The following is a 22,728-nucleotide window of genomic DNA, read 5'->3' as shown; positions in this document are numbered from 1 at the left end:
ACCGATAATATCTAATGCGTCTTTGATAGTAGGCATATCCAATTACCTCCTTCGGTGGTACTGTTTCTTACTATTATTATACGCTATTTCTCGTCAAAAATCAACCATTTGTTGTGACAGAGCCTTTCTTTTTATCCGCTTTTGGCCTATTTTATCATACGTCAAGTATGGCTGATTTTTCTTACAAGGATTTTCTCTGGCGACGTTCTCGTGTAGTGTTATTTCCCTATGTAGCTTGGTCATTATTATATATTTTGTATGCCGGTATTTCTGCCGGTAGTTTAGCTGGGTTTTTACCACGGTATTTATTGCCTACCTTATTCTTTGGAAATGGATATTACCATTTATATTTTATAGTCATTTTGCTTTGGTTCTACCTTCTTATGCCACTGTGGCGATTGCTGGTGCGAGGCATTTTGCAACGGCCTATAGTATGGTTAAGTTTACTATTTCTGGTACAAGTGGCATTTAATTACTGGTCCTCTTACTATAGTGGGCATATTACGTTTCAAAATCCTTGGTTACAATATGCTTACTCTATGAAGCTTAATTATTGGGTGTTGCATTATGTATGGATATTCTTGTTAGGCGCTGTAGTGGCAGAGCGTTATGAAAACGTAGTGGAGGGGCTGTGGCGCTATCGAGGGGCTTTAACTATGGTGTTTGCTTTTTCTGTAGCCTTAATGATGGGGAGCTATTATTATGTATTAAGTGAGCGACATTACACCTTGTTAGAGGCTATTTATACGATACATCAATTAAGCCCTATGGGGATGATATATACTGGTGCAGCTACGCTGTTTTTCTTGTTTTTCTTTTTAGCAACGCCTATGAGCAGTGGGGCGAAGGCATTTTGGGAGCAAATCGGCAATCAGTCTTATGGGATTTATTTAATTCATCCGTTTATGCTCATTGTATTGACCTATGGTATGGCGCAAGCGCAGTTACAGTATACGGCGGTAGTGGTTATTGGATTGTATATTTGTACGGTTTGTTTATCCTATTTGGGGACATTAGGTTTACAACAATTGCCTAAAGTAGTACGTCGTATTTTACTAGGGCGGTAGTGCAGATTTTTCAGGACTGTGCTATAATCGAAACATAATTATAGTCAGTATTTTGTGTAGTTTATACTTACGTATTCCACACAGCTTAGAATAGAGAGGTGTTCCAATGAAAGAGTTAACCTATTTTAATGGTGAATTTGTTGAACCAGGTGCTAAATGTGTGAGTCTTGATGACCGTGGTTATTGTTTTGGTGATGGTGTATATGAAGTAACTCGTGTTTTTAATGGTCGTTGCTTTGCTTTTTCCTATCATCAAGATCGACTCTATCGTTCCATGCGTTTCATGGATATTCCTGTAAAAATGCCACCAGAAGATTTACAAGAATTACATGAAATTATGATTGAACAAAGTGGTATTACGGATGGCTATATTTATTTACAAATTACTCGAGGCGTAGAACCTCGCCATCATGCGTATGACCGAGCTAAATTGGATCCTACCATGTATATGTACATTCGCCCAATTAAAGAAGATTTAAGTAAATTAGGGGAAGGGGTAAAAGCCATTAGCTTACCAGATGAACGTTGGCATCATGTAGATATTAAGACGTTGAATTTAATTCCTAATATTTTGGCACAAACAAAGGCAGAAAAGAAATTTGCTTATTCAGCTGTGTTGTTCCGTGATGGCATTTGTACTGAAGGGGCAACGTCCAATGTATTTGCCGTTAAAGATGGTATTTTATATACTCATCCTGCTAATGAATTGATTCTAAAAGGGATTACACGTCAGTTAGTAGTGACCAGAGTAGCACCTACGGCAGGGGTATCCTTGATTGAAAAGGAATTTGATCGTGAATTTGTAGATTCTGCGGATGAATTATTCTTTACCGATACCATTGGCGGTATTATTCCGATTACAAAATTAGACCGTCAACCTGTTGGTGATGGCAAAGTGGGGCCTGTGGCGTTGAAACTACGTGAAGGCTATGAAAAACTGTTGGCGGAAGGTTTGGCGTAATTAATTTATGGAACTTCGTACATTAACAGGTACAGCATTATTGTTGGCCGTGGCCTTATTAAGCCAAAGTTTGCGTGTGATTTTGCCAGTGCCACCAATGGTTAGTATGTTTCTAATTGGCTCCTTAGTAGGGCTAAGTATGCTATTGGCAACTATGCGCTATGGTGCAGTTAGCGGACTTGTTATTGCTTGGGTAACACCTATCATCGCGTTTATGCAATCCATGTTGCCATTTGCTCCATTTATTCCATTGGTTGGTATTGGCAATTCTGTATTTGTTATCTTAGGGCGTTTATTACAAAATCAGCCAGTTTGGTTACAGACTTTTGTTTGTAGTGTAGCTAAAGGGGTTGTACTGTATTGTAGTTTTTCCCTATTATTTATTGGTTTTTCCGTGCCGTATCCAGTTGAAAAGGCTGTATTGCTTATGATGAGTTGGCCACAATTGATTACAGGGGCTATTGCCGTCATGGGCGCGCGTTTTTTGTTGAATCGGAAGGCTTTTAAAGTGTGGCAGTAACTTTGGGTATGATAATTTAAGCTTTTTATGTTATATAGTGATTAGTAAACATAAAATTAAAATAAAAATTAAAATTAAAACGACTTAGTTAAAGTCTGCCTTGTAAAAATTTATGTCAGGCTACGGCTAAGTCGTTTTTTTGATTTCTTGATTAAAATTTTTGATATATTTAATTCCTCTATTGACAGTATGTCTATCCAGTGATATGATTTTATCACGTTAAAAAATACATAGGTTCATCAAGAGTTGACTGAGGGACTGGCCCGATGAAGTCGCGGCAACCATCCAAATAGGAACGGTGCCAATTCCAACGAAGTAATCACTTCGACAGATGAAGAACAGGGAACTACTCTTCATGTGTTATGGAGAGTTTTTTGTTTTTATATGTATTTCAATAGAGAGTGTTTTGAGAAAAGGAGAGCGATCACATGATTGAACTGACGCATATCAGTAAGGTTTATGAAGGACCGAATCGTGTAGAAGCCTTGAAGGATATTAGCCTTTCTGTAAAGGAAGGGGAAATATTTGGTGTCATTGGCCAAAGTGGGGCTGGTAAATCTACATTGATTCGCTGTATTAATATGTTAGAACGACCTACTTCTGGTGAAGTGGTTGTTGATGGTGTAGATTTAACAAAATTAAGTGATAAAGATTTACGAGAACAGCGTAAAAATATTGGTATGATTTTCCAGCATTTTAACTTACTATCTTCTCGTACAGTATATGACAATGTGGCCTTTCCGTTAGAATTGCAAGGCCTTAGCAAAGCGGAAATTAAAGAGCGCATATTACCAATTTTAGACATTGTAAAATTGAGCGACCGTTTAAATAACTATCCATCGCAATTATCTGGAGGTCAGAAACAGCGTGTAGGGATTGCTCGTGCCTTGGCAAGTAATCCAAAAGTATTGCTTTGTGATGAAGCAACGTCAGCGCTTGATCCACAGACAACTAAATCTATTTTAGAATTGTTGAAGGATATTAATGAAAAGTTAAAATTAACGATTGTCCTCATTACTCATGAAATGCAAGTGATTAAGGAAATCTGTGACCGTGTAGCGGTTATTGAAGGTGGCGTTATCTTAGAAGAAGGGCCTGTTGTTGATGTATTTACTGGACCTAAAGAAAAAACGACCAAAGAATTTGTTGGCGCTATTATCAGTCATAAGTTGCCAGAAGAAGCTTGGCGTCATTTGAACGTACAACCTGAATGGCGTGAAGGATTACATCCTATTATTCGCCTTAATTTCGTTGGCAATGTAGTGGATGAGCCTATTGTAGCTGGTATGATTCGGCGTTTTGGTCTTGACGTAAGCATACTATTTGGCGGTGTTGACTATATTCAAGATAAAAGCTTTGGTCATTTGATCGTTGTACTAGATGGGGAACGAGAAAATGAAGAACGAGGCATTCAATACTTGAAAGAGTTACCTATTGGAAGTGAGGTGATTGGCTATGTCGCAACAAATCATTAATTTGTTGATTCAAGGGCTAGGTGAAACCCTACAGATGACAATTATCTCTACCGTGGTAGCCACTATTATTGGGATTCCATTAGGGGTTATTCTTGTTATTACTGGCAAAGGCCATATTTTAGAAAATAAAGCATTAAATACAGTGTTAGGGGCTGTTGTAAACGCCTTGCGTTCGATACCATTTATCATTTTGATGGTAGCTATTATCCCATTGACTCGTATTATTGCGGGTACCTCTATTGGTACTACCGCCGCTTGTGTACCATTAACTATTGCGGCAATTCCATTTTTAGCGCGTTTAGTAGAAACGTCGATTCGTGAAATTAATAGTGGTGTTATTGAAGCGGCACAAGCTATGGGGGCGTCACCTTTGCAAATCATTCGCAAAGTGTTATTGCCAGAAGCCTTGCCTACTATTATTGACAATATTACGGTATTAATTGTTAACTTGATTAGTTACTCCGCTATGGCTGGTGCTATCGGTGGTGGTGGTCTTGGGGACATCGCTATTCGCTATGGTTACCAACGTTTCCAAGGGGATGTAATGTTAGCAACTATCGTTATCTTAATTGTTTTAGTACAATTGATTCAATCTTGTGGTGATTTCTTATCCCGCAAAGTGAATAAACGCTAAGTACAACTGGTTTGTTAGTTGTAGTTAATAGTTTTTAGATAGTATTTTAAAATAGTAGTAAATTGAGATTTGAGAGAAAGAGGGAACACACATGAAAAAATTAGCGTTTTTATTGGCTGCTATCGCTACATTTGCTCTTGTATTAGTGGGCTGTGGTAGTGATAGCAAAGAAAGTGCAAATGGCACTAATCAAGAATTTTCTGTTGGGGTAACGGCAGGACCTCATGCGCAAGTGATGGATTTTGTTGCTAAAGAAGCAGAAAAACAAGGTTTTAAAATTAAAGTAGTGGAATTTAATGACTACATTCAACCGAATATTGCTTTAGAACAAAAAGAGTTGAGTGCTAATTCGTTCCAACATCAGCCATTCTTGGACAACATGGTGACCGAACGAGGTCTACATTTAGTATCCGTAGGTAAGACTATTTTATTACCAATGGGTTTATATTCTAATCAGTATAAAGATTTGAGCACTGTTCCAAATGGTGCTTCGGTAGCAATTCCTAATGATCCAACTAATGGTGGTCGAGGTTTATTGTTATTACAACAAGCAGGCCTTTTAAAATTAAAAGATGGGGGCAGTCCAAAATCTACTGTAGCAGATATTGTGGAAAATCCTAAAAATCTTCAGATTAAAGAATTGGAAGCAGCACAAATTGCTCGTTCTTTAAATGATGTGGATATTGCTTGTGTAAATACTAACTATGCGCTAAATGCTGGTCTTAATCCATTGAAGGATGCTGTAGTAGTAGAAAGTAAAGAGTCTCCGTTTGCTAATGTAGTAGCTGTACGTGAAGGGGATAAAGATAGTGAAACTGTTAAAAAATTCTTATCTATTTATCAATCTGAGGCAACTAAGAAATTTATCGAAGATACCTTCAAAGGTTCTATTATTTCAGCTTTCTAAGGATGAAATAAGCTAGTTATTAATTATGAAGAAGACTTTTGCACTTTTTTGTGTGAAAGTCTTTTTCTTTTACCCCATTATGTAATATAATTAAAATAAATCTAAATTACTAAGGGAGGATCTTTATGAGTGTCAATGAGAAATTACGCAATCCTATGAATGACCAGTTATTCCAGGCTATATTAGCTTTGGAAACAATCGATGAGTGTTATGAATTCTTTGAAGATATTTGTACGGTCAATGAGCTAAAAGCATTGGCACAGCGTTTGCAGGTCGCACGGATGTTAGAATCTGGTGAAAGTTATGATAACATTGTAGAAACAACCGGTGCTAGTACTGCTACTATTAGCCGAGTAAAGCGGTGTTTAGTATATGGCGCCGATGGCTATAAAACGATTCTAAGTCGTTTGAAATGAGGAATATATGGATATAGTAAGCATGGTAGATCCTGCGTTGATGCTACCCTTAGTTTTATTTGTAGCAGGTGCTTTAGCAGGTTTTGTAGATTCTATTGTTGGGGGTGGCGGTCTAATTTCAGTGCCGGCGATGTTACTGACTAATTTACCGCCTAGTGTAGCGTTAGGTAGTAATAAATTATCTAGTGTATTTGGCGCGTTAACAGCGTCTATTGCTTACGCACGGTCTGGCATGGTAGAATGGCCCCTCGTAAAAAAGTTAATGCCGATTACCTTTATTGGTTCACTACTAGGTACGTGGTTGGTTATTAGCATTCCCCCTTTATATTTGAAGCCGATTATTATTGTTTTATTAGTTAGTGTTCTCTTATTTGTATTATTTAAAAAAGATTGGGGCACCGTAACTACCTATGCAGGGGCTTCGCAGAAAAAGTTACTACTCTTGGCATTAGGCGCTTTGACGCTTGGCTTTTATGATGGGTTTGTAGGACCTGGCACAGGTACTTTTTTGATATTCATGTTTATCTATGCAGGGTTTAACTTTTTATATTCTTCAGGTAATGCAAAGTTACTTAATTTTACGAGTAATTTAGGTTCTTTAATATTATTTTTGGCACTAGGTCACGTAGATTATGTGTTAGGTTTATCGGCTGGCGCTGGGCAGATTATTGGAGCCACATTGGGCTCGCGGCTAGCCATTAAAAAAGGCGTAGGCTTAGTTCGTTTTGTGTTTATTGCTACAACAGTGAGCATGCTTTGTAAATTGACTTATGATTATGCAGTGACTCATTGGTAAGTGAAGGACGGTGATTGTATGCCAATTAATAGTGAAAATCAAGTAGCCCTTATTAGTGGCGGTACCTCCGGTATTGGCTTCGCTACCGCACAGTTATTATTGAAACAAGGTTGGTGTGTAGTCATTAATGGGCGCAATGAACGGGCAGGACAAGAAGCAGTAGTTAAATTACGACGCATTTCCTCTAAAGTTCGTTTTGTACAAGGCGATGTAAGTAAGGTTATGAATTGTCGTCGCATTGTAGAAGAAACTTGTCGTTTATTTGGTGATATTAGTGCTTTGGTTACGGCAGCAGGTTTTTATAAAGAAGAATTATTGGATGAAGTAACGGAGCAAGATTTCGATGAAATGATTGGCACCAATGTGAAAGGAACTGTCTTTTTATGTCAAGCAGCAGCACCTTGTTTACGGCGTACTAAAGGCAGTATTGTGACGGTATCTAGTGATGCCGGCTTGCAGGGGAATGTAGCGTGCTCTGTATATGGAGCTTCTAAAGGTGCTATTGTAAGCTTTACCAAATCTTTAGCTCTTGAAATGGCAGTACATAATGTGCGGGTAAATTGTGTTTGTCCTGGCGATGTGGATACATCCTTAGTAGCACGTCAGCTGGCAGAAAGCAATCAAACCTTTGAAGAAGCTATGGAAGAAATGGCTACCCACTATCCATTGGGTCGAATTGCAAAACCAGAAGAAATTGGTGAAGTAATTGCCTTTTTATTAAGCTCCAAAGCATCCTTTGTAACAGGCGCAGCTTGGACTATAGACGGAGGCTTAACAAGCTGGTAATACTTGTAAGATTGAGCTAATTTCTACTATTTTGCATAATTTATATAGGAAAAAAGAGGATTTTTTCTTCTTTATATAGAAATTATTATAGTAAAGGTCTATAATTGAATTATATTGTTAAACTTTACAGGTGATAAAGGAGAGGTATAGATGGAAGACGTAAAAGATTTGATGACTCATCCTGAGGGAACGTTAGCGGCTGTAGAAGCAGAATTAGCAAATCGTGATGCTGAGATTGAAACTATTTGCCGTTGGGCTGCAGCACGTGCTGGCGTGCTTGTGATGGCACCAAAACTTAGTACGACAGCTTTAATTGCTAATGATGCGTATATGGTAAGTCGCATTGCCGCTGTATATGGTCATACCGCAACAGCTGGTGCCATTATTGGCTTCCTCGGTGGTTTAGGTGGTAGTTTAGTAAGTGCTTTACTAACATCGGTATTGCCTAATCCAAAAATTAAAATTCCCCTTGCTGTCTGTTTGACGTACGCAGTAGGTAAATGTGCTAAAACTTGGGTTGAAGGTGGCATGCCTATGCCTGGTGATTTCTCTGAATATAGAGAACGTTTAGCTGATATTATTGATCATAACAAAACGACGATTAAAGCACTTATGGATTCGCCAATGAGAAACAAACCATTAGGTGATGAAGGTAAAGATTTCTTAGCAGAAGCTGGCGTTAATAAAGATGATTTCTTAGGTCTTAGTCGTCTTAATTTAAGTGAATTATTTAGTGGCGATACATTAGCTAATCTTGGCTCTTTAAAAAATGTAGTGCTTGGTGTTGCTGCCGCTGCCGTAGCAGGTGTAGCGGGTAAAGCGATTGCTAATTCTGATAAAGAATATATTGCTAATGCTAAACATGCTTTATCCGGTATTGGAGCTTTATTGGTGACTGTTAGTGGCGCAGCTTTAGATTTAGCCGCTGGTGGTGCAAGCTCTGCTGTAAAATCTACTGATGATGTGAAGTCCACTGTATTAGGGAAATTAAGTGATTTATTGTCCGTAGCTGGCAATCGTAAAGAAGATGTAGTTGAACGAGTAAGTGATTTTATTGTTTCTGCAGGTGATAAACGAGAAGAGGTTGTGAAAAAAGTGAGCAATTTAGTAGATTCTGCAAAAGATAAAAAAGAAGAATTAGTCGATTTAGCGAAAGATAAAAAAGAAGAATTAGCTGATAAAGCAAGTGATTTAGCCGATAAAGCTAAAGATAAGGCTAGCGATTTAGCTGATTTAGCAAAAGACAAAAAAGAGGAATTAGCCGATAAAGCGAGTGATTTAGCTGATAAAGCTAAAGATAAGGCTAGTGACTTAGCTGATTTAGCAAAAGATAAAAAAGAAGAATTAGCTGATAAAGCGAGTGATTTAGCTGATAAAGCTAAAGATAAGGCTAGTGACTTAGCTGATTTAGCAAAAGATAAAAAAGAAGAATTAGCTGATAAAGCGAGTGATTTAGCTGATAAAGCTAAAGATAAAGCGGAAGAAGTAAAAGGCAAAGTAGAAGAAACTGTTGATGAAGCCAAATCTAAATTACAAAAATAATTTAGTAAGTCAGGCTAAGTACCGTAGTATATAGGAGTGAGTTTTAATGAGTCCTTTAAAGTTATTAAAGTACGCGAAGTTTTTTTCGTCATCTAAGTTTTTACGCTTTGCTAGCGGGATTGGTAAAAATGTAGCATTTTTACGTCGCGCATGTATTCTATTCTATTGTTTTCGTGATCCAGATACCCCAAAATATGTAAAAGCTATTATTGCAGGGGCTTTAGGGTATTTGATTTTACCAATTGATGTGATTTCGGATCGTATCCCAGGTCTTGGTTGGGTAGATGATGCGGCTGTTATCGCGTTAGCCTTTAAAGTGGCTAATCGTTCAATTAAACCAATGCATCGTGAACAGGCTCAAAAATTAGTGCCGTTTGGTTCGGAAGATTAAAATTGTGGTAAGTATAACTTACTAATATAAAAGCTGTAACAAAACGTGGCTTTGGCCATCAGTTTGTTACAGCTTTTTTGTGCTATTATAGTATATTTTATTCTAAAACTTTGTGAACCTAATCCCAGCTTTTAAAAGGAACGTTTGCCTAGTTTAGGATGACTACAAGGTTTTAGCGTTAAACGGTCGATGAGGTGAGCCGCTTCTTCTAACTCTACATCTTCATAACTGCCTTGACGCTCTAGGACACACATAGGGTGGTCTACACCGACTTCACCAGCAGGTAGATACACATATTCTTCGTTAGCCGTATCGCCAAAAATATAGCCGGCTTGTAAATGTTCTTTATGGATTCGACTCATATTCGCTCCTTATATTCTTAGTTTTATATTATATACTCTGTGTTAGTTATATGAATTGTGATAGTTATATGAATTGTGTTAGTTATATGAATTGTGTTAGTTATATGAATTGTATTAGTTATATGAATTGTATTAGTTATGATGAATTGTATTAGTTATATACCTTGCTTTCGCTATATAATTTGTTTTAGTTTAAAATTCATAAAATCAGCAGATACTAAATGTAATTGTGTGTTGCCAAAATGGTCAGGTATACGTTCAAAGGATGTTTTATCATGTAAATGACCAAAAATACAGTGGTCGACTTTATAGTTAGCCAATAAATCGGTAAAACCACTCGCTTCATTTTTATCATTAAATGGGGGATAGTGTAATAATAAAATGCGCAGAGTAGGTAATACTTTTTGATTTGCGCTAGTCTTTTCATAGTTTGATAGGGCTTTTTCCATTTCTTGTAAAGCTGCTTCAGTGCGAAGTAACTCGCGAGCGTAAATGGAAGTATCCGAATCTTCATTGAAGGATGTATCACGGGGGCATAAGTAACCGCGTGTGCCTCCAAAAGCAATATTGTTTACAGCCGTGCCATGACCTTGTAAAAAGGTAAGGCTATGATTTAGAGCAGCATTCATTTTATTAGCACTACTCCACCAATAGTCATGATTGCCACGAATTAAATAAATTTGTCCAGGTAAATTGGCGATTGTTTGTAAATCAGGGACGGCTTCCTCCAATTTTAAAGCCCAGGAAATATCCCCTACAACAAAGACGATATCTTCTGGACTTACTTGTTCCTGCCAAGCTGTAATAATTCGGTCACGATGATTTTGCCAATGGGGGCCAAACACATCCATTGGCTTAGTAGGTGGTTCTCCTGAAAAATGAAGATCGCCAATGGCAAAAATTTTCATAGGTTCTCCTTAAAATAATGGAAGTTTACTTAATTGTACTATTTGAAAAAGTCTCGATTTAGTTCCTCTTTGACTTGCTCAATGCGCTCTGTATTACTAATTTGGCTAATTGAATAGCCTACATATAGAGGCGAAGTAATATAACGAGGTACTATTTTAACATACTGTGAATCGGTATGCAAATCGTAGAAGAATAAGTTATAGGAGCCACTATGTTTAGAAAAATCTGTCAATATATATTGAAGTAGTTGTTGTATGCGACGACTCATTAAGGCTAAGGACGTTTGTTGGTTAAACTTCATATTAAATTCGAAGAAGCCAATAATTGGTTGGCTCGATAGGGTAATTACTAAGTTTGGATCTTCTTTTAAGATGGGTCCTTCAAAATGATGTTCTTTAATATCTTGCCGATAGTCATAGTCGTAAAGACCAATAATTTGGCTGTGTGGATGGCGAATGGAGCCGCCTGACATAGGGCCGAAATTTTTGAAATAGAGTACAGATTTAAATTCGTCACGTTCCATAGTTTCTTGCCATTTATGCAATGAAAAGGCTAGAACTTTTTCCGCTTGCTCAGGCGTATAGCGTGAATACTCACTAAAGCAATCATGGGTTTCAATGATAACTGTAGGCCAAGTTCGTTCTAATACAGGATATTTGTTCATAAGCCAAATAATATCATCTTCTGTTTCTAATATATTGGTTAATTGATCGACAGTACAGAAGGGACAGGCTACTTCACGATGGCGAATATTTTCAGGTTTACTACGGCCTATAGCGATATTAAATATTAGTGGTTCGTTCATAAGTGCACCTCTCTTATTTAATACTATCACAGGTTGGGACTTTTGGGCAGTATGATATAATTAATTAGTATAGATAATTTTAAAAATTTCTATATAATGATTATAATAATAAAAGTAGAGTAATAAGCATTCGCAAATATAGGAGAATGCTTAGTGAGGAGTTTGTATGAAACCTACTACCTTGTGCTTAATTATAAATGATAAGCAAGAAATTTTATTAGGTCGTAAGAAACGAGGCTTTGGAGCCGGTAAATATAATGGTTTTGGTGGTAAAAAACAGGAGGATGAAACATTTCGGCAATGTGCAGTCCGTGAAATCTTTGAAGAAGTGTCATTAATCGTAAACCCAGAAGACTTAATACCGGTAGCCATTATGAATTTCCAGTTTCCCTATGAAGAAACATTAAATCATCTTAATTATACATATATTGTTAAACAGTACGAAGGTTTACCACTAGAAAGTGAAGAAATGGAGCCGCAATGGTTTTCTTTTTCAGACATCCCTTATGAACTGATGTGGAAAGGCGATGATACGTGGATTCCTGAAGTATTAGCTGGTAAGCTACTCCATACATTGCTCATTTTTGGCAAGGATAATGATGAAGTAAAATTAGCTGAAAATACCTATGTTGATACGATTGAAGAATTTGAGACCATAGAAGCTATTACAGCTTGTTTGCGAAAGGAACGTAATTAGTGAATAGAGCGAATATGTCGACTACAGAAGTTGAATGGACTTCTGAGTTATTGCATTGGTATGATTTGAATAAACGTGATTTGCCTTGGCGAAAGACAAAGGATCCCTATTGTATTTGGGTTTCTGAAATTATGTCACAGCAAACGCGGATCGAAGCGATGAGACCATATTACGAAAATTGGATGACCCAATTTCCTACTAAGGAAGCATTAGCGGCTGCTGATGAAGATACGGTTGTTAAAGCTTGGCAAGGTCTTGGCTATTATTCAAGGGCTCGCAATTTACGCTTAGGCGTTCAAGAAGTTATGAATAAATATGGTGGCGAGATTCCCAAGACTCGTAAAGAGGTTGAAAGCTTAAAAGGTGTTGGCGCTTATACGGCAGGGGCGATTTTATCAGTCGCTTTTAATCAACGAGAAGCGGCGATAGATGGTAATGTACTTCGTGTATATGCTAGATTATACGCCGTGCAAGAGGACATTATGCGCACAGCTGGTAAAAAAGCAATCGCTGCTTTGGTTGATGAAACGTTGCCATATGATAGACCTGGTGATTTTAATCAAGCTTTAATGGATTTTGGCGCACGAGTTTGTATTCCAAAAGCCCCGCGTTGTGAAGGTTGTCCTTTACGGCGTTGGTGCAAGGCCGATGCCTTAGGGATAGCGACTGAGTTGCCTGTGCGCATTGTGAAAAAAGCAGTGCCCATTAGTTCAGTAATTACTGGACTAATTCAAAATGAAGAAGGGGCTTATTTATTGCATCGCCGCCCCAGTAAAGGTTTGCTTCACTCTATGTGGGAATTTCCTAATGTAGAAGTACCAAGGGACGCATTGGTGCAAGACAAAAAAGAATTGCCTTTGATTGGTTTAGATCCTTTAAAGGCTTATTGGGAAGAACAAGGCGCAACTATTCAGTGGCAAGACTCTTGTATAGCTACTTTGCGACATGTATTTTCCCATCGCTGTTGGGATATGGAAGCCTATGTAGGGCGGTGGCAACAAGAGCAGCGTGACACTGCAGTTAATTTCCTTTTTGATGACCATGCCGAGTGGCGCTGGGTGGCACCTGAAGACTTTATAGATTTACCTTGGGCTGGACCACATGGAAAATTGACAGTATATTGTCAAACGCATGAAATATAAACTATGAATTGTGAAATGAATTATAGATTTAATTATTGTTGATAGGTAGGTGAGAGAATGTCCGCGCGTTTTATGTTTTTAGCCATGACAACGCTCATTGTATTATTAATTGTGTTTGTTAATTCGTATTTAATTGTACGGGTAACTAAAGTAGCAAGGCGTGCATTATGGTTTTGGGGGTTAGTGGCGGTACAAGTGCTAGCTATTGGGGGAACTACGTACTATCAGTTGGCGCAGGTACAAATTTTTGATACTGCATTATATGAATGGTGGAAGCACTGGGCGATTGGCTCTTATGGTTTATTATTAGGACTCGGTGTGTGTTTTATTATTATGATTCCGTTAGCACTAGTTGTAGCGGCGGTAAATTGGCGAGCACAGCAAACTACTGACGAAGAACAAGATAGTCGGCGTCGATTTCTTAGAAATGCCCTTTGGGCTGTACCAGCTGTGACAGCTGGGGGTGGCGTAGTTAGAGCCTATGAAGGTGCTAAAGAATTAGAAGTTAATCATGTTGATTTGGTATTCCGCAGTTTACCCGAATATTTAAAAGGCTATAAATTAGCACAAATTAGTGATGTGCACATTGGCCCATTTATTGATTTACATGATTTTGATAAAATTACAGAAGCTGTTTTAGCTGAAAAGCCAGATCGCTTAGTTATTACAGGGGACTTAATTGATGAATTAGAATGGCTAAATCCTTTATGTGGTCGTTTAGAAGAATTATTCCCTAAAATTCCTGATGGCATTGATTATATATTAGGTAATCACGAATATTTTAAAAATTTACCACTTGTGTTAGAGGCGTTTAGTAAAATTTCTATGCGGATGCATCGGAATTCATCCTTGCGTTTAAGCGGTGGTTCGTGGCCTGTATATTTGGCGGGGGTAGAGTACTCTTTTGAGCGCACAGGGGAACAGCGTGAAGTATACTTAAAAGAAGCGCTTGCTAATGTGCCATCAGAGGCTTTTGTTATTTTGCTAGCGCATCATCCTGACTTTATCGAAAATGCTTTTGCGCATGATATTCCAGTTACCTTGTCTGGGCATACTCATGGTGGACAGATTGTAGTAGGCGATACGCCATTGGTACCTGTTGGCACTAAGTACTTTAAAGGTATGTATCGTGATAGTTGGAAGTATGGCTATGTAAATAATGGCACAGGTCATTGGTTCCCAGTTCGTTATAATTGTCCTCGGGAAATTACGATTTTTACCTTTAAAGAAGGCAAAGTGTCGTAAAAATGGCAAAAAATTGAATGTTTTTCAATTATTGACAGTAAAATACAAATTAACATTGAGAAATTCTGCTAAAAAGAATATAATGAATAGGCTGTTGTACAGGTTGTGTACAATAGCTGAAGCGGAAGGTCTTTGTATAAAGTTTTAGCATAAGGTTTTAATATAAGGTTTTAATATAAGGCTGTAATGTAAGACTTTAACATAAGGCGTTAGCGTTAAGGATTAGACAAAGGTCTAGGTGTTAACTTGCGATTTGGTAATTGAGGTGTAATAATGGATCAAAATATTATTGCCTTTATACTAGGCATTGTAGAAGGGGCAACGGAATTTTTGCCAGTCTCTAGTACGGGGCACATGATTTTAGTAGGTGACTTTTTAGGCTTTACTGGTGAGCGGGCTAGTGTATTTGAAGTGTTTATTCAGCTCGGGGCTATTTTATCAGTATTTCTTTTTTATCGTGAAAAGTTTATGACTATGTTGCGACGTGAGAATTGGGTGCGCACGAATGGTTTGTCCTTAGCTCATATTTTCTTTGGCATGTTGCCAGCTATGGGGATTGGCTATTTAGGTCATTCGTTTATTAAGAATAATTTATTTTCACCAGGCACAGTTATTATAGGCTTAATTATAGGCGGTCTTTTCATGCTACTAGCTGAAAAATATCATCGACCTATTACCACTCATACAGTGGATCATTTAAGCATGTATCAATGCTTGTTAATTGGTTTATTCCAAGTATTGTCTTTATGGCCTGGATTTTCTCGCTCTGGTTCTACCATTGCAGGGGGCTTAATCTTAGGGGTTAGCCGTAAGGCAGCGGCAGATTTTTCCTTTATTATGGCAGTGCCAATTATGTTGATTGCTTGTATTTATGATTTGTTGAAAATCATTGATCAATTGTATTGGTCTGACTTTGTAATGTTCCTCATTGGTTTTGTAACTGCTTTTGTATTTGCGTACTTATCCATTGTATGGTTCTTGAAATTCTTAAATAAATCGTCATTAGCAGGTTTTGCTTATTATCGCTTTGCTGTAGCTTTTGTGGCTATGATTTATTTCTTTATTTTTTAAGGGATGGCTAGAGTCTTGTAATTTGATTAAGGCAAATAAATAAGTAAAAAGCTATACTATCTTATAGTATGAAGTATAGAATAAAGGATAGCTCCTCTTTCATTAAGAGGGGCTATTATTTTTTAGAAATTTTATAATAAATTTTGAAATTTTATGAAAAAGTACTTGCGTAATTATTATGTCTATGCTATTATAATAAAGCACTAACGCACTAGCTGTGTTAGAGAACAAATTGTCAAACTGAGCTAAAAAAATCTATTGACAAGATGTTCTGGAATATGTATAATATTCCTTGTCGTGGTACGCTGGCGTAGCTCAATCGGTAGAGCAGCTGACTTGTAATCAGCAGGTTGTGGGTTCAATTCCTATCGCCAGCTCCATTTTTATTCGTGGAGGGATTCCCGAGCGGCCAAAGGGAGCAGACTGTAAATCTGCCGTCTTCGACTTCGAAGGTTCGAATCCTTCTCCCTCCACCATTCATCGCGGGGTGGAGCAGTTGGTAGCTCGTCGGGCTCATAACCCGAAGGTCGCAGGTTCAAGTCCTGTCCCCGCAACCATCATTTATACGTATGCTGGTGTAGCTCAGTCGGCAGAGCGTATCCTTGGTAAGGATAAGGTCACCGGTTCAATCCCGGTCACTAGCTCCATATACACATGGCGGCATAGCTCAGTTGGCTAGAGCAATCGGTTCATACCCGGTGTGTCCGCGGTTCAAATCCGTGTGCCGCCACCATTAACTTTTGTTAGTTACTCACATTTAATATGTGGGTTATTTTTTTGATTTTTTTGGTGCTTAGGAGGTGGACATTTGTATGTCCGAGGAAAAGGAGTTAGCTAGGGGGCTGAAAAACCGTCACGTGCAATTATTAGCGATAGGGGGCGCTATAGGGACGGGTTTATTTTTAGGCTCAGGTCGATCAATTCATTTGGCTGGTCCGTCAATATTATTTGCATACATTATTACAGGTCTTATTTCCTTTTTTATGATGCGTGCTTTAGGGGAATTATTATTATCAAATACAGAGCATCATTCCTTTGTAGATTTTGTGCATGAATATTTAGGCCCTGGGGCGGCCTTTATTACAGGTTGGACCTATTGGTTTTGTTGGGTTTCCTTAGCGATGGCTGACGTTACTGCGGCCGGTGTGTATATGCAATATTGGATTCCTAATGTAGAACCGTGGATACCAAGTTTATGTATTTTATTAGTGTTATTTGCCTCAAACTTAATGGCTGTTAAAATATTCGGGGAGTTAGAATTTTGGTTTGCTTTAATTAAAGTTATTGCTATTTTAGGCCTTATTGTAGGTGGGCTATATCTAGTGTTTATTGGCTACCAAACTGATGTAGGGGCTGTAGGTTTTGCGAATTTGTGGTCTCATGGTGGCTGGTTCCCTAATGGCTGGGAAGGATTTGCGTTGTCCTTTCAAATGGTTGTATTCGCCTTTACTGGTATTGAATTGGTTGGTTTAACGGCAGGTGAAACAGAAAATCCTAAAAAGGTTATTCCACAGGCAATTAATAATATTCCTATTCGAATTATTATTTTCTATGTAGGCGCCTTAGCTATTATTATGAGTATTTACCCTTGGACGGCAGTGAATCCAACGGCAAGTCCATTCGTACAAGTTTTTAAAGCAGCTGGAATCGTAGCGGCTGCAGCTATTGTTAATTTTATTGTGTTAACATCGGCGGCCTCTGCTTGTAACAGTGGTCTTTTCAGTACAAGCCGTATGGTGTATACATTGGCTCGTGAAGGAAACGCACCTCGTCGTATGTTCCGTTTGCGTTCTAATCAGGTGCCAGTGAATGCAGTTGTATTTTCTGCGTTAGTTATTTTCATGGCAGTTATTATGCAGTATATTATGCCTGAAAATGTATTTATTATTATTACGAGTGTATCTACTTTCTGCTTTATTTTTATTTGGGCAATTATTTTGGTATGTCATATGAAATACCGTAAATTGCATCCAGCGCAGGCAAAAGCAAACCCATTTAAAATGCCATTGTATCCTGCAATGAATTACATTATTTTAGCATTTTATGCATTTGTATTAGCGTCGTTAGCGTTTAATGATGAAACCTTAATTGCGCTTTTATTTACGCCTGTTTGGTTTGGTATGTTATGGTGTTTTTATAAATTACAAACATTTAAACAGAATTATGGCAACTAATTTATCCTTAAATCACCAAAATCTACAAGAGATTTTGGTGATTTTGCTATATAGATTCTTTTCATTACTGATTTTTTGTATTATAATGAGCGTATATAGGTTTTTATTTTTGTGAAGGAGGCTCATTACTTCAATGGCAAAAGCAAAATTTGAACGTACTAAACCACATGTTAACATTGGTACAATTGGTCACGTTGACCATGGTAAAACTACTCTTACTGCAGCAATCACTAAAGTATTGGCTGAAGAAGGGAAAGCAGATTTCCAAGATTACAGCATGATCGACAAAGCTCCAGAAGAACGTGAACGTGGTATTACAATCAACACTTCCCACGTTGAATATGAAACTGAAACTCGTCACTATGCACACGTTGACTGCCCAGGCCATGCTGACTATGTTAAAAACATGATCACTGGTGCTGCTCAGATGGACGGCGCTATCTTAGTTATCGCTGCTACTGACGGCCCTATGGCTCAGACTCGTGAACACATCCTTCTTGCTCGTCAGGTAGGTGTACCAGCTATCGTTGTATTCTTGAATAAAGCTGATATGGTTGACGACGAAGAATTAATCGAATTAGTAGAAATGGAAGTTCGTGAACTTCTTTCCACTTACGAATTCCCTGGCGACGATGTGCCTATCGTTGTAGGTTCCGCTTTGAAAGCTTTAGAAGGGGACGCTAAATACGTTGCAAAAATTAAAGAATTAATGGACGCTGTTGATTCTTACATCCCAACTCCAGAACGCGACACTGATAAAACTTTCTTGATGCCAGTGGAAGACGTTTTCACAATCACTGGTCGTGGTACTGTAGCAACTGGCCGTGTTGAACGTGGCGAAGTTAAAGTAGGCGACACTGTTGAAATCGTTGGTCTTAAAGAAAAAGCTGAAAGCTATGTAGTAACTGGTCTTGAAATGTTCCGTAAAACTTTGGACTCCGCAGTAGCAGGTGACAACGTTGGTGCACTTCTTCGTGGTGTTGACCGCAAAGACATCGAACGTGGTCAAGTATTAGCTAAACCAGGTTCTATTCACCCACACACTAAATTCAAAGGTGAAGTTTACGTATTAACTAAAGAAGAAGGTGGCCGTCATACTCCATTCTTCTCTAACTACCGTCCACAGTTCTACTTCCGTACAACAGACGTAACGGGCGTTATCGAACTTCCAGAAGGTACTGAAATGTGTATGCCTGGTGATAACATTACTATGAGCATCGAATTAATTACACCAATCGCTATTGAAGCTGGTCTTCGTTTCGCTATCCGCGAAGGTGGCCACACAGTAGGTGCTGGTGTTGTTACTGAAATTGTTGAAGGCTAATAACAATAGATTACGGTTGTATTAACCTTTAGATTACAATTATGTATTCTCTCAATTAGAGTGCTATATAGTTGTTGATAGTTGAAGAGACACCGCTTGAGGATTACCTTGGGCGGTGTTTTTGATTATTTTTAAAATTACGCTTGACATGGACAAATGTTTTTCGTATAATAAGTTCAATCTTATAAATGTGCTGAGTACAGATAAAAGTGATGATGAAAGAAAGTAGCTCTATAAGGCATGCGCAGAGAGCCGTTGGTTGGTGTAAAACGGCAGTGATTATAGTGTGAAGTTCCTTTCTGAACTGCAAAGCTGAAATAGAGTAGGCTGAGCCGGCGTGGTTGTCGTTAGAAGAACTATGAGTTGGTCGATTCGAGATAATGAGGGTGGTACCGCGGAATTTCCGTCCCTTGGTGCTACGCTCTTTTTTTATTATCCAAAATCGTCAATGAGGGTGGTACCGCGATTCGTCATCGTCCCTTTTTTAGGGGCGATTTTTTATTTCTAACTTTGAGAATGAAGAGAGTATGTTAAGTCTAGTTAGGCGGACGGGCCGGTGATATGCCCCAATCACCATAGCGAAAGGAGCGAAAAATGACAATTTCAACTGTGATTGTAGGGCTGTATGTGGTATTACTCTTTGTTATTTCTTGGGTATCGCGTCGTTTAACGACGGGGAAAGCTGAAAATTATGTATTAGCAGGTCGTCGCATGACAACGCCATTGATTACTGTTTCAATTGTAGGCTTAGCAGTAGGTGGCGCCTCAACAATTGGAGTGGCAGAACAAGCGTATATGAAAGGGATTTCGGCTGGCTGGTATACGGCTGCTTGGGGGCTTGGTGCGATTGTGATGGGCCTTACAGTGGCTAAACGATACCGTCGTTTACAAATTACAACAGTGCCTGAAATGTTAGAACGGTATTATGATAAGAAAAGTCGAATTGCAGGCATTGTAATCCAGATCTTAGTGCAACTTTGTGTAATGAGTTTGCAGTATGTAGCTGGTGGCACCATTTTAGCCGCTCTATTGCCTGAAGTATTTACGGTAACAACTGGTATGATTATGAGTGCCGTTGTGTTCATCGGTGTTACTATGATGGGGGGCATGTGGTCAGCTAGTATTTCCAACTTGTTAAATGTTACGCTTAAGTATATCGGTATTGCAGCAGCGGCTTATATGGCAGTGCATTTAATGGGTGGTACGGCAGCCGTAGAAGCGCAGGCACCGATGCCTCATATGTTTGATTTAGTAGAAGGCGTTGGGGGTTTAACTATTTTAACTTGGGTAGTTACTTTGATTACCGTTAATTTATCGTTACAAAGTATTATTCAAATTTCCTTAGGCGCTAAAACAGTGGGGGTCGCTCGTAAAGGATTTATTCTTGGTGGTTTGATTATGCTTCCTATCGGGTTCGTTAGTGCGTATTTAGGTGTTATTGCAGCGGAGTTATATCCTGGGTTATCCCCTGCATTAGCCTTACCTAAGTTAATTGTTTCTTTACATCCTTTATTAGCAGGATTAACCTTAGCTGCTCTTTGGGCCGCAGATGTGAGTACGGCTTGTAATCTTTTGTTAAGTTCAGGGACTTTGTTCTCTCAAGACATTTATAAACGTTTCATCAACCCAAATGTAACCGATGAGCAGTATACATTGATTACCCGTATTGCTATTGTTGTCATGGGTTTATTAACCTTCACATTTGCTTTGACGATTAGTGGCATTATTGCTACTTTAATGCAGGGATTGAGCTTAATGGCTGCATTTTCGGTGATTGTGTTGATGACATTATTCGCGCCAAAATATTGTAGTCGTATAGGTGCATTCTACACATTAGTAGCCGCAGTAGTAACTTTAATTTTATGGAATATTGCTCCAGTGGTACGAATTGTACCGCATGTAATTTATTTAGAATGGATTGTATGTGCTATTACATTTGGTGTTTGTACTTTAGTTAGCAAACGTTCTATCGTTGTTGATGAAGCTTTGCAAGGGGAAGCGGCTTCTGAAAAGGGTATGGTTGGTGTAGATATTTAGGCTAAGTAATTTTAGTCGATTTTGGGGAATTTAATAGTAAGGGTTAAGATAAAAGCCATTTAATGCAAATCGTTGGGCGTTGAGAAACCACGAATTGTGATTAAATGGCTTTTTATTTTTATATTGTAAGGAGTAGGTTTTAAAATATATGTGGCTAAAAACAAGTGAATTTTTATTTTGTGGCTTAAAATTTTAGAAATAATGGAAGTCATTTTAGGAGCTTTTAGAAAAATTGAGGGAAATTTTGAATGATTTTTAAGAAAATTTGTGTGTAGTAATATAGATGAAAGTCCAGTAAATATAAGGATTTTTGAGACTGAGTATTAGAAGAATGATATGAAAATAAATTTTTATTAATTAAATTGCGCAAAATATAGTTGACAACAATTAAAAAATTGTGTACAATTAAATTATCGAAAGAGAGATAACCGGTGATACTCGATAAGTTAACATTTAAGTAATTTAGAATTGAAGTAAGGTAATAAGTTAGTAAGGTAATAAGTTAGTAAGTTAGTAAGTTAGTAAGTTAGCAAGTTAGTAAGTTAGTAAGTTAGCAAGTTAGTAAGTTAGTATTAAAGTAGACGTTAATTAAGTGAAACGCAGTAAGTTATGTGTAAAGGAGACAATATCATGGGCGTATACGATTACAGTGTATTAGATAAAGCAGGTAAAGAAGTTAGTTTAAAAGAATTTGAAGGTCAAGTATTAGTAATTGCTAATACGGCTAGCAAATGTGGTTTTACACCACAATATGAAGGCTTGGAAGCTTTATATAAAGAGTACAAAGATCAAGGATTTTCTGTCATAGCTGTTCCTGCTAATGAATTTTTAGAGCAAGAGCCAGGTTCTAATGAAGAAGTGCAGAGCTTTTGTAAATTAAATTATGGCGTAACCTTCCCGGTGATGGGGAAAGCTGTAGTTCGTGGTGCTGATGAAATCCCTTTATTCAAATATTTAACAGCACAACAAGGTTTTAAGGGGTTCAAAGGGGAAAAAGCAGACTTTTTGAATAACTTTTTAAAAGAAAAATTCCCAGAATTTTTAGGCGATGATTCGATTAAATGGAATTTTACAAAATTCTTGATTAATCGTAAAGGTGAAGTCATAGGGCGCTTTGAACCAACTGAAGAGCCAGCAGCCATGGAAGAGGCTATTAAAGACGCTCTTGCAGAATAAAAATAGAGTTTTATAGTAATACAGCAGAATAAAAAGTAGAGTTTTATGTAATACCGGCTGGAGCCGTTAATATAGATAGAAGTAACAATAGAATATGAGCATATCGCGATAATGAAGGAGCGTTCTTACTGATAAGGAGAGCGCTCTTTTGCTATGTTTATTTAGGAGGAATTAAACTATCTGTTGTATTTATTTAGTTGTATCTATAGTTATCTAAGATTGTTTAGTATATCTATTTTTATCTATGTTTATTTAGCAGGATATTTCATGTTATAATAAATAATTAAGATG

The 22,728-nt window shown here is 37.9% G+C and carries 22 protein-coding genes, 5 tRNA genes, 1 riboswitch and 1 other annotated feature; of the genes, 24 read left to right on the top strand and 3 right to left on the bottom strand.

Going from position 1 to position 22,728, the window contains the following annotated elements:
• The first annotated feature begins 113 nt into the window (after positions 1–113).
• From NFR44_RS08810 to NFR44_RS08760, 11 genes are all read left to right on the top strand, one after another.
• Positions 114–1,067, top strand: coding sequence for an acyltransferase (locus NFR44_RS08810; RefSeq protein ID WP_277612780.1), 954 nt, complete (start codon positions 114–116; stop codon positions 1,065–1,067).
• A 106-nt stretch (positions 1,068–1,173) separates the two neighbouring features.
• Positions 1,174–2,028, top strand: coding sequence for a D-amino-acid transaminase (gene dat, locus NFR44_RS08805; protein ID WP_251443977.1), 855 nt, complete (start codon positions 1,174–1,176; stop codon positions 2,026–2,028).
• A gap of 7 nt (positions 2,029–2,035) precedes the next feature.
• Positions 2,036–2,548, top strand: coding sequence for a hypothetical protein (locus NFR44_RS08800; RefSeq protein ID WP_251443974.1), 513 nt, complete (start codon positions 2,036–2,038; stop codon positions 2,546–2,548).
• A 233-nt stretch (positions 2,549–2,781) separates the two neighbouring features.
• Positions 2,782–2,886: riboswitch (SAM riboswitch) on the top strand.
• Between the two features lie 90 nt (positions 2,887–2,976).
• On the top strand, positions 2,977–4,023 hold the full coding sequence (locus tag NFR44_RS08795) for a methionine ABC transporter ATP-binding protein (RefSeq protein WP_251443971.1): 1,047 nt from the start codon (positions 2,977–2,979) through the stop codon (positions 4,021–4,023).
• Entirely contained in the window at positions 4,004–4,657 is a 654-nt protein-coding gene (locus NFR44_RS08790) for a methionine ABC transporter permease (RefSeq protein ID WP_251443967.1), read from the top strand. Before NFR44_RS08795 ends, NFR44_RS08790 begins: the two co-directional genes overlap by 20 nt.
• Positions 4,658–4,748: 91 nt before the next feature.
• The gene (locus NFR44_RS08785) at positions 4,749–5,564 is read left to right on the top strand and encodes a MetQ/NlpA family ABC transporter substrate-binding protein (RefSeq protein ID WP_251443964.1); all 816 of its coding nucleotides are present in this window, start codon (positions 4,749–4,751) and stop codon (positions 5,562–5,564) included.
• Between the two features lie 125 nt (positions 5,565–5,689).
• Positions 5,690–5,980: a YerC/YecD family TrpR-related protein gene (locus NFR44_RS08780; protein WP_251443960.1), complete on the top strand. Its 291-nt coding sequence runs from the start codon at positions 5,690–5,692 to the stop codon at positions 5,978–5,980.
• A 7-nt stretch (positions 5,981–5,987) separates the two neighbouring features.
• Positions 5,988–6,776 carry a TSUP family transporter gene (locus NFR44_RS08775; protein WP_251443957.1) on the top strand — a complete coding sequence of 263 codons (789 nt, stop codon included), beginning with the start codon at positions 5,988–5,990 and terminating at the stop codon, positions 6,774–6,776.
• 18 nt (positions 6,777–6,794) lie between these two features.
• On the top strand, positions 6,795–7,562 hold the full coding sequence (locus NFR44_RS08770) for an SDR family NAD(P)-dependent oxidoreductase (protein ID WP_251443940.1): 768 nt from the start codon (positions 6,795–6,797) through the stop codon (positions 7,560–7,562).
• A 150-nt stretch (positions 7,563–7,712) separates the two neighbouring features.
• Positions 7,713–9,104 carry a hypothetical protein gene (locus tag NFR44_RS08765; protein WP_251443938.1) on the top strand — a complete coding sequence of 464 codons (1,392 nt, stop codon included), beginning with the start codon at positions 7,713–7,715 and terminating at the stop codon, positions 9,102–9,104.
• Positions 9,105–9,150: 46 nt separating this feature from the next.
• A complete protein-coding gene (locus NFR44_RS08760; RefSeq protein ID WP_251443935.1) occupies positions 9,151–9,495 on the top strand; it encodes a YkvA family protein in 345 nt (114 codons plus the stop codon).
• A 131-nt stretch (positions 9,496–9,626) separates the two neighbouring features.
• Here the strand turns inward: NFR44_RS08760 and NFR44_RS08755 are convergent, their stop codons facing one another.
• From NFR44_RS08755 to NFR44_RS08745, 3 genes are all read right to left on the bottom strand, one after another.
• Positions 9,627–9,857, bottom strand: coding sequence for a hypothetical protein (locus NFR44_RS08755; protein ID WP_251443933.1), 231 nt, complete (start codon positions 9,855–9,857; stop codon positions 9,627–9,629).
• Positions 9,858–10,030: 173 nt separating this feature from the next.
• Positions 10,031–10,765 carry a metallophosphoesterase gene (locus tag NFR44_RS08750; protein ID WP_251443931.1) on the bottom strand — a complete coding sequence of 245 codons (735 nt, stop codon included), beginning with the start codon at positions 10,763–10,765 and terminating at the stop codon, positions 10,031–10,033.
• Between the two features lie 38 nt (positions 10,766–10,803).
• Positions 10,804–11,571, bottom strand: coding sequence for a DUF4931 domain-containing protein (locus tag NFR44_RS08745; RefSeq protein ID WP_251443929.1), 768 nt, complete (start codon positions 11,569–11,571; stop codon positions 10,804–10,806).
• Positions 11,572–11,737: 166 nt separating this feature from the next.
• On the opposite strand from NFR44_RS08745, the gene NFR44_RS08740 reads away from it, so the two are divergent.
• The 13 genes from NFR44_RS08740 (at position 11,738) to NFR44_RS08680 (ending at position 22,437) form a co-directional block, all read left to right on the top strand.
• Positions 11,738–12,268 carry an 8-oxo-dGTP diphosphatase gene (locus NFR44_RS08740; protein WP_251443927.1) on the top strand — a complete coding sequence of 177 codons (531 nt, stop codon included), beginning with the start codon at positions 11,738–11,740 and terminating at the stop codon, positions 12,266–12,268.
• 14 nt (positions 12,269–12,282) lie between these two features.
• Positions 12,283–13,410: an A/G-specific adenine glycosylase gene (mutY, locus tag NFR44_RS08735; RefSeq protein WP_251443926.1), complete on the top strand. Its 1,128-nt coding sequence runs from the start codon at positions 12,283–12,285 to the stop codon at positions 13,408–13,410.
• Positions 13,411–13,467: 57 nt separating this feature from the next.
• The gene (locus NFR44_RS08730) at positions 13,468–14,655 is read left to right on the top strand and encodes a metallophosphoesterase (protein WP_251443924.1); all 1,188 of its coding nucleotides are present in this window, start codon (positions 13,468–13,470) and stop codon (positions 14,653–14,655) included.
• A gap of 273 nt (positions 14,656–14,928) precedes the next feature.
• A complete protein-coding gene (locus tag NFR44_RS08725) occupies positions 14,929–15,726 on the top strand; it encodes an undecaprenyl-diphosphate phosphatase (protein ID WP_251443922.1) in 798 nt (265 codons plus the stop codon).
• Between the two features lie 304 nt (positions 15,727–16,030).
• Positions 16,031–16,106: transfer RNA gene (locus NFR44_RS08720), tRNA-Thr, on the top strand.
• A gap of 11 nt (positions 16,107–16,117) precedes the next feature.
• Positions 16,118–16,202: transfer RNA gene (locus tag NFR44_RS08715), tRNA-Tyr, on the top strand.
• 5 nt (positions 16,203–16,207) lie between these two features.
• Positions 16,208–16,283, top strand: a tRNA-Met gene (locus tag NFR44_RS08710).
• Positions 16,284–16,297: 14 nt separating this feature from the next.
• Positions 16,298–16,373, top strand: a tRNA-Thr gene (locus NFR44_RS08705).
• A gap of 9 nt (positions 16,374–16,382) precedes the next feature.
• Positions 16,383–16,459, top strand: a tRNA-Met gene (locus NFR44_RS08700).
• 79 nt (positions 16,460–16,538) lie between these two features.
• A complete protein-coding gene (locus NFR44_RS08695) occupies positions 16,539–17,900 on the top strand; it encodes an amino acid permease (RefSeq protein WP_251443919.1) in 1,362 nt (453 codons plus the stop codon).
• A gap of 133 nt (positions 17,901–18,033) precedes the next feature.
• A complete protein-coding gene (tuf, locus tag NFR44_RS08690; RefSeq protein ID WP_251442998.1) occupies positions 18,034–19,224 on the top strand; it encodes an elongation factor Tu in 1,191 nt (396 codons plus the stop codon).
• Positions 19,225–19,427: 203 nt separating this feature from the next.
• Positions 19,428–19,638, top strand: a binding site (T-box leader).
• Between the two features lie 180 nt (positions 19,639–19,818).
• Positions 19,819–21,261 (top strand): sodium:solute symporter family protein, encoded by a 1,443-nt coding sequence (locus NFR44_RS08685; RefSeq protein ID WP_251443915.1) that lies wholly within the window; start codon positions 19,819–19,821, stop codon positions 21,259–21,261.
• Between the two features lie 630 nt (positions 21,262–21,891).
• The gene (locus NFR44_RS08680) at positions 21,892–22,437 is read left to right on the top strand and encodes a glutathione peroxidase (protein WP_251443912.1); all 546 of its coding nucleotides are present in this window, start codon (positions 21,892–21,894) and stop codon (positions 22,435–22,437) included.
• The last annotated feature ends 291 nt before the right edge of the window (positions 22,438–22,728 follow it).

Origin of the sequence: Veillonella intestinalis (assembly GCF_943193155.1) — a bacterium.
Lineage (GTDB): Bacteria > Bacillota > Negativicutes > Veillonellales > Veillonellaceae > Veillonella_A > Veillonella_A intestinalis.
This window is presented reverse-complemented; position numbering and strand designations above follow the sequence as displayed.

Bases quoted from the DNA above. Each gene is read 5' to 3' on its own strand.
- NFR44_RS08730 (WP_251443924.1), top strand. From the start codon at position 13,468: ATGTCCGCGCGTTTTATGTTTTTAGCCATGACAACGCTCATTGTATTA.
- NFR44_RS08745 (WP_251443929.1), bottom strand. From the start codon at position 11,571: ATGAACGAACCACTAATATTTAATATCGCTATAGGCCGTAGTAAACCT.
- NFR44_RS08770 (WP_251443940.1), top strand. From the start codon at position 6,795: ATGCCAATTAATAGTGAAAATCAAGTAGCCCTTATTAGTGGCGGTACC.
- dat (WP_251443977.1), top strand. From the start codon at position 1,174: ATGAAAGAGTTAACCTATTTTAATGGTGAATTTGTTGAACCAGGTGCT.
- NFR44_RS08800 (WP_251443974.1), top strand. From the start codon at position 2,036: ATGGAACTTCGTACATTAACAGGTACAGCATTATTGTTGGCCGTGGCC.
- NFR44_RS08780 (WP_251443960.1), top strand. From the start codon at position 5,690: ATGAGTGTCAATGAGAAATTACGCAATCCTATGAATGACCAGTTATTC.
- NFR44_RS08760 (WP_251443935.1), top strand. From the start codon at position 9,151: ATGAGTCCTTTAAAGTTATTAAAGTACGCGAAGTTTTTTTCGTCATCT.
- mutY (WP_251443926.1), top strand. From the start codon at position 12,283: ATGTCGACTACAGAAGTTGAATGGACTTCTGAGTTATTGCATTGGTAT.
- NFR44_RS08725 (WP_251443922.1), top strand. From the start codon at position 14,929: ATGGATCAAAATATTATTGCCTTTATACTAGGCATTGTAGAAGGGGCA.
- NFR44_RS08785 (WP_251443964.1), top strand. From the start codon at position 4,749: ATGAAAAAATTAGCGTTTTTATTGGCTGCTATCGCTACATTTGCTCTT.
- NFR44_RS08765 (WP_251443938.1), top strand. From the start codon at position 7,713: ATGGAAGACGTAAAAGATTTGATGACTCATCCTGAGGGAACGTTAGCG.
- NFR44_RS08750 (WP_251443931.1), bottom strand. From the start codon at position 10,765: ATGAAAATTTTTGCCATTGGCGATCTTCATTTTTCAGGAGAACCACCT.
- NFR44_RS08680 (WP_251443912.1), top strand. From the start codon at position 21,892: ATGGGCGTATACGATTACAGTGTATTAGATAAAGCAGGTAAAGAAGTT.
- NFR44_RS08795 (WP_251443971.1), top strand. From the start codon at position 2,977: ATGATTGAACTGACGCATATCAGTAAGGTTTATGAAGGACCGAATCGT.
- NFR44_RS08685 (WP_251443915.1), top strand. From the start codon at position 19,819: ATGACAATTTCAACTGTGATTGTAGGGCTGTATGTGGTATTACTCTTT.
- NFR44_RS08790 (WP_251443967.1), top strand. From the start codon at position 4,004: ATGTCGCAACAAATCATTAATTTGTTGATTCAAGGGCTAGGTGAAACC.
- NFR44_RS08755 (WP_251443933.1), bottom strand. From the start codon at position 9,857: ATGAGTCGAATCCATAAAGAACATTTACAAGCCGGCTATATTTTTGGC.
- NFR44_RS08775 (WP_251443957.1), top strand. From the start codon at position 5,988: ATGGATATAGTAAGCATGGTAGATCCTGCGTTGATGCTACCCTTAGTT.
- tuf (WP_251442998.1), top strand. From the start codon at position 18,034: ATGGCAAAAGCAAAATTTGAACGTACTAAACCACATGTTAACATTGGT.
- NFR44_RS08695 (WP_251443919.1), top strand. From the start codon at position 16,539: ATGTCCGAGGAAAAGGAGTTAGCTAGGGGGCTGAAAAACCGTCACGTG.
- NFR44_RS08740 (WP_251443927.1), top strand. From the start codon at position 11,738: ATGAAACCTACTACCTTGTGCTTAATTATAAATGATAAGCAAGAAATT.